The organism is Acinetobacter sp. V2 (genome assembly GCF_001188385.1).
Taxonomy (GTDB): domain Bacteria; phylum Pseudomonadota; class Gammaproteobacteria; order Pseudomonadales; family Moraxellaceae; genus Acinetobacter; species Acinetobacter oleivorans.
Genome location: NZ_JZFB01000001.1, coordinates 901,460 through 915,949, shown reverse-complemented (window position 1 = coordinate 915,949; position 14,490 = coordinate 901,460). Strand labels below are relative to the sequence as shown.

10 protein-coding genes are annotated in these 14,490 nt (G+C 37.6%); 7 read left to right on the top strand and 3 right to left on the bottom strand.

Annotation, left to right across the window (positions count from 1 at the left end; translation table 11 throughout):
- A partial coding sequence (locus UC75_RS20130; RefSeq protein WP_228137076.1) for an ATP-binding cassette domain-containing protein occupies positions 1-315 on the top strand: 315 nt, incomplete at its 5' end.
- A 65-nt stretch (positions 316-380) separates the two neighbouring features.
- On the opposite strand, the gene UC75_RS04125 is transcribed toward UC75_RS20130, so the two are convergent.
- Together UC75_RS04125 and UC75_RS04120 are read right to left on the bottom strand one after the other, a co-directional pair.
- Entirely contained in the window at positions 381-1,457 is a 1,077-nt protein-coding gene (locus UC75_RS04125; protein WP_049836800.1) for a sigma-54 interaction domain-containing protein, read from the bottom strand.
- Between the two features lie 92 nt (positions 1,458-1,549).
- Positions 1,550-2,746 (bottom strand): acyl-CoA dehydrogenase family protein, encoded by a 1,197-nt coding sequence (locus UC75_RS04120; protein WP_049836799.1) that lies wholly within the window; start codon positions 2,744-2,746, stop codon positions 1,550-1,552.
- Positions 2,747-3,232: 486 nt separating this feature from the next.
- Between UC75_RS04120 and UC75_RS04115 the strand changes: the two genes are divergently transcribed.
- On the top strand, positions 3,233-4,294 hold the full coding sequence (locus UC75_RS04115) for a sigma-54 interaction domain-containing protein (protein WP_049836798.1): 1,062 nt from the start codon (positions 3,233-3,235) through the stop codon (positions 4,292-4,294).
- A 188-nt stretch (positions 4,295-4,482) separates the two neighbouring features.
- The gene (locus UC75_RS04110) at positions 4,483-9,639 is read left to right on the top strand and encodes a DUF4011 domain-containing protein (RefSeq protein WP_049836797.1); all 5,157 of its coding nucleotides are present in this window, start codon (positions 4,483-4,485) and stop codon (positions 9,637-9,639) included.
- A 107-nt stretch (positions 9,640-9,746) separates the two neighbouring features.
- Here the strand turns inward: UC75_RS04110 and UC75_RS04105 are convergent, their stop codons facing one another.
- Positions 9,747-10,487: an SDR family NAD(P)-dependent oxidoreductase gene (locus UC75_RS04105; RefSeq protein WP_013197719.1), complete on the bottom strand. Its 741-nt coding sequence runs from the start codon at positions 10,485-10,487 to the stop codon at positions 9,747-9,749.
- Positions 10,488-10,677: 190 nt separating this feature from the next.
- Here UC75_RS04105 and UC75_RS04100 point away from each other — a divergent pair, with 190 nt between their 5' ends.
- The 4 genes from UC75_RS04100 to UC75_RS20125 form a co-directional block, all read left to right on the top strand.
- The gene (locus UC75_RS04100; RefSeq protein WP_005305842.1) at positions 10,678-11,484 is read left to right on the top strand and encodes an IclR family transcriptional regulator domain-containing protein; all 807 of its coding nucleotides are present in this window, start codon (positions 10,678-10,680) and stop codon (positions 11,482-11,484) included.
- A 312-nt stretch (positions 11,485-11,796) separates the two neighbouring features.
- Positions 11,797-13,581: an FAD-dependent oxidoreductase gene (locus UC75_RS04095; RefSeq protein WP_049836796.1), complete on the top strand. Its 1,785-nt coding sequence runs from the start codon at positions 11,797-11,799 to the stop codon at positions 13,579-13,581.
- On the top strand, positions 13,571-13,903 hold the full coding sequence (locus UC75_RS04090) for an NIPSNAP family protein (protein ID WP_013197722.1): 333 nt from the start codon (positions 13,571-13,573) through the stop codon (positions 13,901-13,903). The genes UC75_RS04095 and UC75_RS04090 overlap by 11 nt, the downstream gene beginning before the upstream one ends.
- Positions 13,904-13,990: 87 nt before the next feature.
- A partial coding sequence (locus UC75_RS20125; protein WP_228137213.1) for an MFS transporter occupies positions 13,991-14,490 on the top strand: 500 nt, incomplete at its 3' end.

Sequence of the window (14,490 nt, the reverse complement as noted above, 5' to 3'; positions counted from 1 at the left end):
TATCTTTCCGGTGGTGAGCAGCAAATGCTCGCCATTGGTCGGGCATTGATGACAGAGCCAAAGTTGGTTTTATTAGATGAACCTTCAATGGGGTTAGCTCCTAAGATTAGTTATGAAATTTTTGAATTAATTAAGTCTCTATCTGAACAGCAAGGCGTGAGTTTTTTAGTTGCCGAACAAAATATTCGTTTGGCACTTGGCTACACCAACTATGCTTATGTCATCGAAAGTGGAGAAGTCAAAGCTTCTGGACAGACTCAAGTTCTTTATGAAACCGGACAAATTCAAAAAGCATATTTAGGAGAGATTGCTTAGCTTTTAATAACCAGTCATCAATCAAATGATTGATGACTAGCTTGATATTGATAGATAAAAATAATTTATTCGCCGCGTTTATTTACAACCAGCTCACCTAAATCAATAAGTCGAGAACGAATAACATTACGACTTAAACCTAGCATTTGTGCAGTTTTAACTTGATTTTGATGGCAATAATGATAGGCGATTCGTAATAATTGTTCTTCAAATTGTGCATAAACTTGTCCATCATTTTGCTGAAATAGCTGATGAAAAACTTCTTTTAATTTAGGATTTATGACGGGTTCAATAGCTTTTTTTTCTTGAAGCTTATTTGGGTTTAGTTGAGTGGGTGGTTGGATTAATGTGAGATCATGACTTTCAATAATGCCATTTTGGCAAATTAATAGCGCATGATGGATCATGTTTTCTAATTCACGAATATTACCGGGCCACCAGTAATTGCTGATTTTTTCTTTTGCAGCGTTGGAAAAATCGGCTTTATCATAACCAAGTTGAGCATGATATTTATCAATAAAGTGATAGGCGAGAGGTAGAATATCTCCTTTTCGTTCACGTAAAGGTTTAATGTTTAAGGTAACCACATTAAGGCGGTAATATAAGTCTTCGCGAAACTGATCGCTAAGAATGGCTTGTTCTAAATTTACATTTGTTGCTGCGAGTACTCGTACATTTACCGGAATACTTTTACGAGAGCCCAAACGAACTACTTCACGTTCTTGTAATAGTCTTAAAAGTTTAACCTGAATCCGTTTAGATAAATCCCCAATTTCATCAAGTAATAATGTCCCACCGTTTGCAGCCTCGAACCATCCAGCATTGCTCGATAATGCCCCTGTAAAGGCACCTTTTTCATGACCGAAGAGTTCGCTTTCAACGAGAGTCTCAGAAAAAGCCCCACAGTTTACAGCAATAAATGGTTTATTACGCCGTTTACTGTGGTTATGAATTTGTCTGGCAATGAGCTCTTTACCTGTACCTGTTTCCCCATGAATTAATACACTCGCTTCGCTGGGTGCAATCTGCTTGATATATTCAAGCAATTTTTGGGATTCTGGGTCGTTAAATACCTGTGCGGTGGCTTTATGCGAGTCACTGCGTTGGGTAATTTCAGGTAGCGTAACAATATTATGCCGCATCTATTGTAGGTCTCTCATTTATATCAAATCGTTTCTGTCGGTGGGAGTTCGATGCATATCGGTTATTCCTAAGTATTCAGTTGTCGATGATGTTATGAATAGAATGACGCTTTAGGATAAAGATCATTTAGAGCCCAAATTCCTAAATCTTGCAGCTTATATTCCACTGGGTCATGTAAGGTTTGTGTTCGTACATTGCGCCAGAATCGGTCAAATCGTAATGATGCCTGAGTTGCTCTGGCTCCTGTCACCTCAAAAATACGATTGGTAATATCTAGACTTGTTCGTGTTGCTGCTACTTTTGCTGTTGCTACTGCAATAGCAACCTCACCACGTTGTTGTTCTGTCAGGTTTTCAGCAATGTCCCATGCTTCTTGTAATTTGGTAATCGCATTTTTGTTTAACAGGCGTAAGGCTTCTAGCTCTAACCAGAACTCCCCATAGTGTCGCAAGATATACGGGTCTTGGTCTGCATGTTCCACACCAGATAAAAACCATGCACGTGATTCAGTTTTTGTATAACGTTTGGCTTCAAGCATTGCACCTTCGGAAACGCCCAAGAACATATTCACAAAAACCAATTGTGCAATTAAAGGTCTTAACGTTGAAAATGGTGTACTTAGTGGCCCAGGGTCAAGCAACATATCTTTTATTTCAACACGAACCCGTTCGAAAATGGAACTACCACTGTCTGTTTGACGTTGTCCAATATTATCCCAGTCATGGTACAACGTAATTCCTGAACGTGAGGTTGGTACCGCTGCAATCAAAAGATTTCCAGTTTTTTCATCTACTCCTGATGCAATAAGCATTTCTGAGTCAAGCGCACCCGAGCAAAAACTTTTTTTCCCGGAAAATTCGTACCAGTCATCTTGTTTTTTTACGACGGTACGTTTGTCGAGTGGGTTTAATGCATTTCCCCAAAACCACGATTTTTCAGCCGTGAGTTGGTACCAACGCTGCCATTGCTGTGAATTGCCAAATAAGCGAACCGTTGCTAAAAGCAAATGATGAAAACCAAAAACATGGGCGAGTGAGCTATCAGCCTGAGCAAAGATTTTGACAACATTAAAGATATCTTGCCACTGACCGGACAAGCCACCAAATTGCTCTGGAATGGATAAAGCAAGAAGACCACTTTGACGAATTAAATCACGTTCATGTTTAGGAGTACCGCCAATTTTATCTCTTTCTATAGCAGTTTGCGCAAACTGCTGAGCCAGAGACTGTGCAACAGGAATGACATCAGAAAGACTACGAATACTGTGGTTCTGATTAAAAACGTTCATACTTGCCTTATCCTTTATTTATCTATTTTTGACATAATTTAAGACTTACTTTCACGATGTGGCGTGAAGGACGAATAAATAATTGGTTGGTGTTTCAATTGATTTATAAGTTGTTATAGCTAGATAAATCATAAGAGATCAACCAAACTAAAGTCTCATAGCATGCAGCCAGCAAACACTATGCCAATAAAATATTTATTAAATTTCAATAGACTGTATCTTTTTTCTCATGTGATAGGTTGGCTTTAAAATCAAAGTGTTGATGTACTGTTGCATAAACAACACTATGCTTTTGGAATGTTGCCTATTTCACATCGAGTACTCTAAATGAGCAAATAATTAAATTTAATATTATTTGCACTTAATATTATTGGTATTAGTTATCTAGAAAACTTAGATTAAGCTACGTTATTTAGCTATTTTTCTGATTTAAGAAAAAGTACTCGTTCAGATTGATCTCATCCACTTTAAATTTTGGAGATTATTATGGATATCGTCAAACATCCCGAATCTCGCCAACTCGTACGTACGGTTAAAGCTAGTGCATATGTATTTGAAGATCAAAATTCAAAGTGTTTAATGTCTTATGTTGAACAAATCGCACCAAGCGAAGCGTCCGTTTTAATTGTTGGTGAAACAGGAACAGGCAAAGAACTGGTTGCTCGAAAGATTCATGCTTTATCTAATCGGAAAAACAAGCCCTTTATTGCTGTAAATTGTGGTGCTCTATCTGATACGTTGGCTGAAACAGAGTTGTTCGGTCATGAAAAAGGAGCTTTTACAGGAGCTATAAGCCATCAGATCGGTTGGTTTGAAGCAGCGCATGGCGGAACCATTTTCTTAGACGAAATTGGTGATTTATCACCAAGCATTCAAGTGAAGCTGCTAAGAATTTTACAAGAAAATGAAGTGGTTCGGGTTGGTTCTCGACAGACCAAAAAAATTGATGTCAGAGTAATTGCTGCAACGAATATTCGATTAGAAGAAGCCGTATATGCAGGTAATTTCAGAGAAGATTTATATTTTCGATTAAAAGTTGCATCGCTCCATGTTTTACCGCTTCGACTACGAACTGGTGATATTTTGCCTCTAGCACAGCACTTTATTTATGACTATTCGCAGAGTCTGAATAAGAAACCGCCTATGTTAAGTGAAGAAGCTCAACAATTGCTCGTTGATTATCATTGGCCGGGAAATATTCGTGAGCTAGAAAATGCAATTCATCACGCATTGCTCATTTGTAAAAATGGATTGATTCAAAGTTATGATTTCCAACTTTCCGGTTTCAAGCATAAATTACTCACTTCAGAATATGATTTTTCGATTTATCGCAACTCAAATCAAACTTTAAAACAATTGCTGTTTAGTTGGTTTGAACAAGGAATCGAAGATTTAAATGAGCAATTAGAGGCAGAAATTACAGGAGCTGCCTATGAATATTGTCATCACAATCAATTGCATACTGCAAAATTACTAGGAATAAGCCGAAATATTATTCGTGCAAGATTGATTAAACATGGTTTATTGTCTCCAAATATTCGCATATAGATCGTGCTTATTTTTTTGTATCAACCCAAAATTACCATGTGATTTTGGGTTTTATTTTCTTACCTAAGAAAGATTGAATATTGTTGTTTCTTTAATTTCAAAATAAGACATATATCATTTAATATTGTAACTTTAGTTTTTTAAATACGTCTTTAATTAGATTTAATAAAATAGATAAGGGGGCAATAGTGCCAGAAATTGATAATAAACAACAACCTAATCCTGAATATTCATTAAAGGTTGATTGTGCATCAGCTTTGAACTTTGTTTTACAGCAAAATTCAGTGCCCCTTATTCGACAAGTTCTAATCTCTTCAACTGAAACAATTTCTGGTTCTCGAATCGTTATTCGTTCTAATCCTGAGTATTTCAAAGAACACACCATCAATATTGCGAGTTTGGAAGGCAATCAAGTCTTAGCTCTTGATAAACCAAAATTAGCTTTTGATATTAAATTATTGCAAGAGATACCAGAGAATATTAAAGGGAGTATCGAAGTAGTTTGGTTGAGTGAAAATGAAGAATTACTAGCAGAACAGCAGTTAGAAATAGATGTGTTGACCATTGATACTTGGGGTGGAGAACGTCAGCCAATTGAGTTGTTGGCAAGTTTTTCGCAGCCTAATGCTTCAGCTCTTAGTCCAATTCTTGTTAAAGCGAGTGAAATTTTAAAAACAAAAGAATTAGGTTCATTAAATGGTTATCAAGACCGAGATCGAGATTCTGTTTTATCTCAGCTGAATGCGGTATGGGAATCTTTATTACAACAAGATATTCATTATATTGTTAACCCTGCAAGCTTTGTTAAATCGGGCCAACGAATCCGTTTGGCAAAGCAGATTTTTGAAGAAAAGTTAGCATGTTGTTTAGACACGACAATACTTTTAAGTGCCTTGGCTGAACAAATAGGCTTAGATACTTTACTTATTATTGAAGAAGGACATTCGTATCTTGGTGTTTGGTTAAATGAGACGCCAAATGTTGACTTGATCATTGATGATATCCAAGCTTTAAGAAAACGTTATGATTTAGGTGAGATAGTCTTTATTGAAACCACGTTGCTTACACAACAAGGAAAATTTACAACTGCGCTAGAAACTGCAAAACAATATATAAAGGATGAATCTCGTCAGAATAAGTTTTATCTTGCGATAGATGTTCGTCAATCCCGTTTGCGTGGTATTAAGCCGATTTCTGCAAATCTGGAAAAGAAAAATCATTTGGATGATACAGAGATTGAATGGGCGACAGCATCTATTCCTGTTTACGATAATGAGCGCCCTATTGAAAACAAAGCCACACGTGTTGATCGTTGGTTACGCCGTTTATTGGATTTAAGCCTTCGTAACAAACTCTTAAATTTTAAAGATAATCGTTACAGTATCCCATTACAGTGTTCTGAATTAACACTTAGCAAACTTGAAGATGCGCTAGCAAATCAGGAAGGTTTCTTATTTAAAAGTGTTGATAGTATTTCTCTAAAAGATGTTCAACGCGACAACGAAAGCCAGCATATTAATCAATACGTTGATGAAAACCTTTCTAGGAAATTATTATTTAGTCCTTTAGATACACCTTTATTAGAAAAACGCTTGATTGAAGTCTATCGTGCTTCACGTACTGCTTTAGAGGAAGGCGGGGCTAATACATTATTTCTTGCGGTTGGTTTTCTTGAATGGAGAGAGTCCGAACGCTCGAAACGTACATTTAAGGCACCGTTACTACTCATTCCTGTACAGATTACACGTGAGACAGCTAAAACAGGCTATTGTCTATTTATGTATGATGATGAGCCACGTTTTAACTCTACCTTATTACAATTATTAAGACAGGATTTTGAACTTGATATTGCGGGCTTAAATCCTTTACCAACAGATGATTCAGGCATAGATGTTAATCAGGTTTTACATATTGTACGAAAGGCGATTGTAAATATAGCTGGATGGGAAGTAAAAGCTGAGGCTGCAATTGGTCAGTTCTCATTCTCAAAATATTTAATGTGGCTTGATTTGTCTTCACGGATGGATCAACTAAAAAATCAATCTGTGGTAAATCATCTGATTGAATCCCCACGGGAACCTTTTATTAAACAAGATGAATTCCCGCAACCTGCTCAATTAGACCAACAATATAAGCCACAACAATTATTTACGCCATTATCGTCTGATTCTTCGCAGCTGGCAGCAGTTATGTCCGCAGCGTTAGGACGTACTTTTGTTTTGTCAGGTCCTCCTGGTACAGGTAAGTCACAGACCATTACTAATATGATCTCTCAATGTTTGGCAGATGGTAAATCCGTATTATTCGTATCTGAAAAAATGGCTGCATTAGAAGTCGTTTATCGCCGTCTGACACAAATTGGCTTAAGTGAACTGTGCTTGCAGTTACACTCATCAAAATCTCAAAAAATGGAAGTACTTGATCAACTGAGAGAAAGAGCGCAGAAAAATAATGATCCTTACTTTCTCAGTGCTCAACCCAAAACAACAGAATGGCAGAAGCTTTCAGATAGACTGATTCAAACCCGAGATGAACTAAATCAACATGTAAAAAATCTCCATACATCACATTCGATAGGCTGGAGTTTATATGCTGCAATGAGTGATGAACTTCGATATAGGGATACACCGCATTTACGTTTTCCTGATATCAGTATTGCGACTTTGACAGCAGAAAAACGGGAGCTAATGAGTGAGACAGTGACACAAGCTGTAAGTTTACGTCAGCTCGTCAACGAAAATGCGAAAGATGTATTGAATGGTTTCGCTGAGGGTTTAGCTAGTCCAATTTGGAGTTTGGCATGGCAAGAACAGTATCAAATGTTACAAGATCAACTTGTGGAGCAGATACAACGTTTGCAAAATTCAATGTCTGCTTGGCAAGAAGTCTTTGGGTTTGAAGAAAAGCAAAATCTGAGTCAGGTTAAACATGATGTTTCTATTTTTAAAGCATTATCTGATCTCGTTCAGCAAACCGATTTAAAATTACTAAGTATTATTAAAGATTTAAATTTAGGAACAATCACACAAGCGAAACAAATAGTCCAAGATTTAAGAGAACAGCGTTCTTCGTTGGTTGGACAATACCAATCTCAAATTTATCAAGCAGATTTAAGCCAAATTGCTTTTAAATGGCGTGAAGCAGAATCAAAAATTTTTCCATTCTCATGGTTCGCTAAGTTTCAGTTGAGAAATTTGCTCAAAACTTATCAAACCTCAACTCAACGTCCTACAGCTTTGGCTGTTGCACATGACTTGCCAATTTTACAACATATCCAAAGTCAACAAAGACAGTTCACTGAATGTGAAAATCAGTTGGTGAGTAAACTTGGTCCTTACTGGCAGAGTGAAGAGAGCGCGTGGGAAAGTTTTGAAACTGTTCATAATCAGTGGCAAGAAATTAAACAGATAGTTGCTTCAAAAATTACTGATCAAGCAACTTTATTAAAAGCCGTGGAATTTAGTAAGAATAATAGTTTGGATGAGATAAAACAAAACATAGCTCAAGTGGAAAATACATTCAGTCAATTGCTGAATGATCATGCACTAAAAAATGATGCTCAACTTACTCCATATCTAGATATTAATTTTAATGAAATTCTCGCCAGACAGCAGCAATTACAACAATACAGTTCATCTTGGAGACATTGGTTAAATTGGCAAGCTATAAAAAGCCAGTTGATTCAGCATGGGTTAAAACCGTTGGCCTTTGAACTTTTAGATACTCCATTGGAGTTGGATGCTGCTTTAAAGCGTTTGAATATTAATTTAGCGAGACACTGGATTACTCATCAATTTAGTCAACATCCAGAATTAAATCAGTTCAATAGTCAGCAGCATGAGCAGAAAATCCAGACTTTTGCACAGCAAGACAGAGATCACCAGCTTGCTGCGAGTCATGAGATTATTCATCGTTGGAATGCTATTTTTAGTGAACAAGATAAACATAAGGCTCAGTGGACTGTTCTCAATAAAGAATTAGGTAAAAAGCGCCGTCATATTCCTGTACGCGAATTAATGCGTCAGATTCCTGATGTGTTAGTTGGGTTAAAACCATGTTTATTAATGAGTCCGTTATCAGTTGCTCAATATCTGGATACTGAAGCAAAATTTGATGTGGTGATTTTCGATGAAGCATCACAGATTCCTGTATGGGATGCGATTGGTGCATTAGCGAGAGGTAAACAGTCAATTGTGGTAGGTGATAATAAACAAATGCCGCCAACAAGTTTCTTTGGTAAAGGAGATTCTGAAGAAGAGGTCGATGAAGAAGTAACCGAAGATTTAGAAAGTATTCTAGATGAATGCCTTGCTGCACAGTTACCAGAATTGGCCTTGAACTGGCATTACCGTAGTCGTTATGAAAGTCTTATTCAATTTAGTAATCAGAAATACTACAAAGGCGGTTTATTTACTTTCCCTGCACCTGTTGCTAAAGATACGGCTGTAAAACTGCATGTAGTTGAGGGTGTATACGACAAAGGTGATACACGTACCAATGGTAATGAAGCAAAGGCGATTGTGGAATTTATTATTCAGCATTTACAGTCACAGTTAGGGCAAGAAAATCCTCTGACTCTCGGTGTTGTAACTTTCAATATGACTCAACAAAAGCTAATTGAGGATTTGCTAGATAATGAATTGGCAAACCATCCTGAGTTAGAGACATTGAGTAAGTCAGGCATTGAACCTTTATTTGTCAAGAATTTAGAAAATGTGCAAGGAGATGAACGCGATATTATCGTTTTCTCAATTACCTATGCTAAAGATCAGGATGGCCGCTTATCAATGAATTTTGGTGCGCTAAACCGTCAAGGTGGTCAGCGCCGTTTAAATGTAGCAATTACTCGTGCTCGTCAAGGATTACATGTTTTCTCTGCTTTGAGTCCGGAAGAAATTAATTTGGCACGTACTAATAGCGAAGGTGTAAGGGATCTAAAAGACTTCCTTGTTTTTGCTCGGAGTGGTCAGTTACATTTAAATTATGTTGATCAAAGTAAACAGCAGACTAAAAAAGAATTCATACAGTACCTACAAACTAAGTTGCAAGAACAAGGCTGGAGTGTTGACCTTGGAATAGGTCAGGGCGATAGTTGTGTAGATATAGCTATTAAGGATGATTTAAATTCGGGTAGTTATATTGCTGGTATTATAGTAGATGGTGAAAACTACGCTAAAGCGGCTACAGCACGAGACCGAGATCAGCTGAGACCAACAGTTTTAAATGGACTGGGCTGGGAAGTTTTATCGGTTTGGACGGTAGATTGGTGGTTAGATCCAGAGCAAAATTTAGCTAAATTGGTAAATATATTAGAAGAAATAAAATCAAAGGAAGAGGTTGCTTAAATTGTATAAAAACAGATAAGGGTTGACCTTATCTGTTTTTTATTCAGCAATTTTGTAGTTACTCAACCTGATGAATCATTCTCTATTAGATGAGTAAAAATATCTTATTAAATAATAGTGTATCCGCCATCAATTGTAATACATGAGCCATTCATAAAACGGGCTTCATCGGAAGCTAGAAAAATAGCTAACTCAGCAACTTCAGACGCCTCTCCAAAACGGTCCAGTGGAATTTTATCAGTTGGACGGGTTTCTAGCATTTTGGCTGTCATAGGCGTACGAATTGTACCTGGGCAAATAGCATTAATTTTGATGCCATGTTTGGCATACACTGCTGCTAGATGTTTTGTATAACCAATTACAGCATGTTTTGAGGCTGTATAAGAAGCGCCTCCCATTTGAGCAACTAGACCCGCAATAGATGCAATATTGATAATTGCACCAGAACCCTGTTCAATCATTTTTGGTAGAACCAAATTACTTAAATTGAATACGGCTTTTACATTTATGGCAAACATTCGGTCCCAAAGTTCTTCGGTCGTATCTAAGCTATTGGTATATTTGTCGAAAATACCTGCATTATTCAGTAGTACATCAATTCGTCCAAACTTCTCTAATGTAAATTCAACTAACTGCTTGAGCTGATCAAATTGAGTGACATCAACTTGAAAAGCAAAGGCTTCTCCACCTGCGTTGATGATCTTCTCGGCAACTTGGTTAGCCTGTTCTAAATTCATGTCGGCAATAATTAATTTTGCTCCTTGTTGTGCAAAAGCAATTGCTTCCGACTCACCCATACCAGAGGCTGCACCTGTGATAATACAGACTTTATTTTGTAGTCTAGACATAATACATTTCCTAAATCCTAAGTTTTGATCTAAGCTCTGTTTGTGAAATAGATGCTTAAATATTGAAGTTCTCCTATAAGACTTAAAATACGTATTTAGCCAAACGAGCTCTAGATACAATCTGGGAATGAAGACGATATTCAGACATACTGAGCGAATATCGGACAGGGAATTTAGAAAAGGGAAAATGATGAGGGATCAGATTATTCAACATCCGCTCTCAGAAGAGACGATTAAATACGATGACTACATTGCGGGTTTAGCAAAGGGCCTTAATATTCTTGAAGCATTTGGCACAGATCGACAGCGTTTAAATGTTACTCAGGTCGCAGAGCGAACTAATATTACTCGTACAGCAGCACGTAGATATCTAAAGACACTCAAGTTTTTAGGCTATCTTGAAACTGATGAATATTATTACTGGTTAACACATAAGGTGCTTAAGTTTTCAGGGGCTTTTTTAAGTACAGCACATTTGCCCAAAATATCGCAGTCTGTCTTAAATCATTTATCTGAAAAAACGACATTAGTTTTCTCAGTGGTGGTTCAAGATAATTATGAGGTTGTTCCGATTGCTAGAAGTGTCCCGCAAAATGATCATTTCCGGGTAAGTCCTTTTGGTATTCATCTAGGTAACCGAATTCCTGCTCATGCTTCATCTACGGGTAAAGTTTTATTAGCGCATAAATCCTTGGAAGAGCAGAAAAACTGGATTAAGTTATATGGCCTTAAACGATTTACTGCATATACATACACAGAAGAAGCCAGTTTTCTAGCTGCATTACAGACCATTAAGGACAATGGTTATTGTATTTCCGCTGAAGAATATGAGCTGGGCGTAACAGCGATTGCGATACCGATTATTAATCAGACTGGTGATATTATTGCAGGATTAAATGCTGTTGCTCCGATTTCTAAAGTAAATGATACCTATCTGATTAATACGGTTTTGCCATTACTAAGAGAGGCAGCCAAAGAAATTCGAGACATGATTTAGTTCATTGTTCTGTGGTTTCAATCAAACGTCCTTATTGGGCGTTTTTTTATATTTAAAATAATTTTATCAATATTTTAAGACTATTTAATTTGTCTTATATAACCGCTGGAAGAGATGATTTTATAAACAGTGAACGATATAAGATGTGTTTGCGCGATCATCGTTCAATTTAAAAGAAAGTGGTCTAGTCTGAACTGTGATAGCCCCGTAGTTTAATAAAAAGAAAAGCGTTCGATACAACACTATCAGGATGGTGTAGCCAGCTTATTTCAGGCAAGTGAACGCATGGATCTGTCGCAAGGAGTGACAACAATGAATACCAAATTACCTCAACAGCTTGAATGCGATTTGGTTGTGGTGGGTGCAGGGGCAGGCGGTTTGTCGACTGCGATTACTGCTAAGAAAAAAGGCTTAAATGTTATTGTCCTTGAAAAAGACGATGTGTTCGGAGGTACAACAGCTTTTTCTGGTGGCGTTCTATGGATTCCAGGAAATCATCATGCAAAACAAAATGGTATACAAGATAGCCGTGAAGCAGCATTGACCTATTTAAAGCATGAAACCAAAGAATTTTTTAATGCTGAGGCTGTAAACGCATTTCTGGATTATGCACCTGAAATGCTAAATTTTTTCGAACAATACACCTCGGTTAAATTTATCCCGACACTTTATCCAGACTATCATCCAGATGCTCCTGGTGGGGTTGATATTGGTCGCTCTGTACTAGCTGCACCTTATGATATTCGTGGTTTGGGCGAGAATATGAAGCGCCTACGCCCACCTCTTAAAACGATTACCTTTATTGGCATGATGTTTAATTCATCTAATGCAGATTTAAAGCACTTTTTTAATGCCACTAAATCGTTTACTTCATTTATCTATGTGGCAAAGCGATTAGCTATTCATTTAAAAGAACTGGCTGTCTATGGTCGTGGTACTAATGTCACAAGCGGTAATGCTTTGGCTGCACGTTTGGCTAAATCTGCATTTGATTTAGATATTCCAATCTATACAGAAGCTGAAGTTAAGCAGTTAAATTTTGAAAATGGCAAAGTTGTTGGCGTACAAGTTCAACAACAAGATCAGCACTGCCAGATTAAATCTAAAAATGGAGTCGTGCTGGCATGTGGCGGGTTTTCACATGATATTGAAAGACTCAAACAAGTTTACGCGCACCTGAAACGTGGTGGTGAGCACATCTCACCTGTGCCAAAGACTAATACAGGAGATGGTTGTCGCCTTGCAGAATCGGTTGGTGGTGTAGTGGATATTCAATATGCGGATTCTGCTGCATGGATGCCTGTGTCAAAAGTCCCTTATACAGATGGCTACGGCGTGTTCCCACATTTATTAGACCGTTATAAGCCTGGAATTATTGGTGTACTTAAAAACGGGAAACGTTTTACCAATGAATCAAACTCTTATCATGATGTAGGTGCAGATTTATTTAGGGCTTGTGAGGAGTTTGATGAAACAGCCATGTGGTTGATCTGCGATCATAAAACGATTAGCAAATACGGTTTAGGTTATGCCAAACCAGCCCCAATGCCACTTTCACCTTTAATTAAAAAAGGCTATCTCTTTAAAGGTAATAGTTTAAAAGAACTGGCACAGCAAGTGGGAATTAATGCTGAGCAATTGGTTAAAACAGTACAGCGTTATAACGAAGGGGCTGTTAAAGGCCAAGATCCAGAATTCCACCGGGGTTGTACTTCGTTTAACCGATATTTGGCCGATCCAGATCACAAACCAAATCCATGTGTAGCGCCAATTGAGCAAGGTCCATTCTATGCTGTGAAGGTGTTTATGGGAGATTTAGGAACATTTGATGGAATCAGAACAGCTGTTACTGGTGAAGTTTTAAATCAGTTTCATCAACCCATTCAAGGTTTATACGCAGTTGGTAATGACCGTGCGAGTATTATGGGTGGAAACTATCCAGGTGCAGGAATTACTTTAGGGCCAATCATGACTTTTGGCTATATCACAGGATCACATATTGCTGATTTAGCTAAAGGAGGGAATGGTTTTATATCATCTAAAAATTCTAAATCTACCAACTCTCAATCTGTTAAGGAGACTTTTCATGTTTCATAAACCGATTGTTGATCATCGTATTTACAATATTACACCAAGATGTATGCCTAGATTTCTTGAGGTATTCGATCAGTTGGCGATGCCTATTTTGAAAAAGCACTTGGGTGAGCCACTTGGTTTTTATATTAGTAATATCGGTACGTTAAATCAGGTCGTACATTTGTGGGGTTATGACAGTCTGGATGACTATGAAAAGCGTAGTTTTGCCCGAGATACAGATCCTGACTTCCAAATTTATTTGAAAGCCTCTGAAGGTTTAGTGACGTCACAGGTGAATCAAATTTTAAGGCCAGTGAACTTAGCTTCACTAATTAAGCCTTAAACAGCAGTTTATTTAAAAATTCCCTTAAGGAACGGTGTTTTGAGAAAAACACCGAGGGAAACTTCGTGCTTTTATAAGGAGAAACTCATGAGCACAAGTCAAATACAAAGGAAAGATGTAAAAAGCATATTAAATGAAAATAAGATGGGTGGACTACAAAAGCTCATTCTATTTTTTTGCTTTGCTATTATTGCCCTAGATGGTCTGGATGTAGTCGTCATGGGATTGATTGCTCCTCAGATTATTCAGGAGTGGGGCATTAGTGCACAAGAGTTAGCACCAGTTTTAAGTGCAGCATTGGTTGGATTAGCAATAGGTGCATTAGTTTCTGGGCCTTTATCAGATAAATTTGGCCGAAAACCAGTGCTAATTTTAAGCGTACTTGGCTTTGGTATTTTTACTTTGCTAACAGCGTTTTCAACTGATATCACACATCTTTTAATTTATCGTTTTCTTACTGGATTAGGTGCAGGTGCTGCTGCTCCCAATGCAGCGACTTTAGTTTCAGAATATGCAGCAGATCATCGCCGTTCATTTTCAGTTACTGTTGCCTACTGTGGATTTTCTTTAGGCGCTGCCGCAGGTGG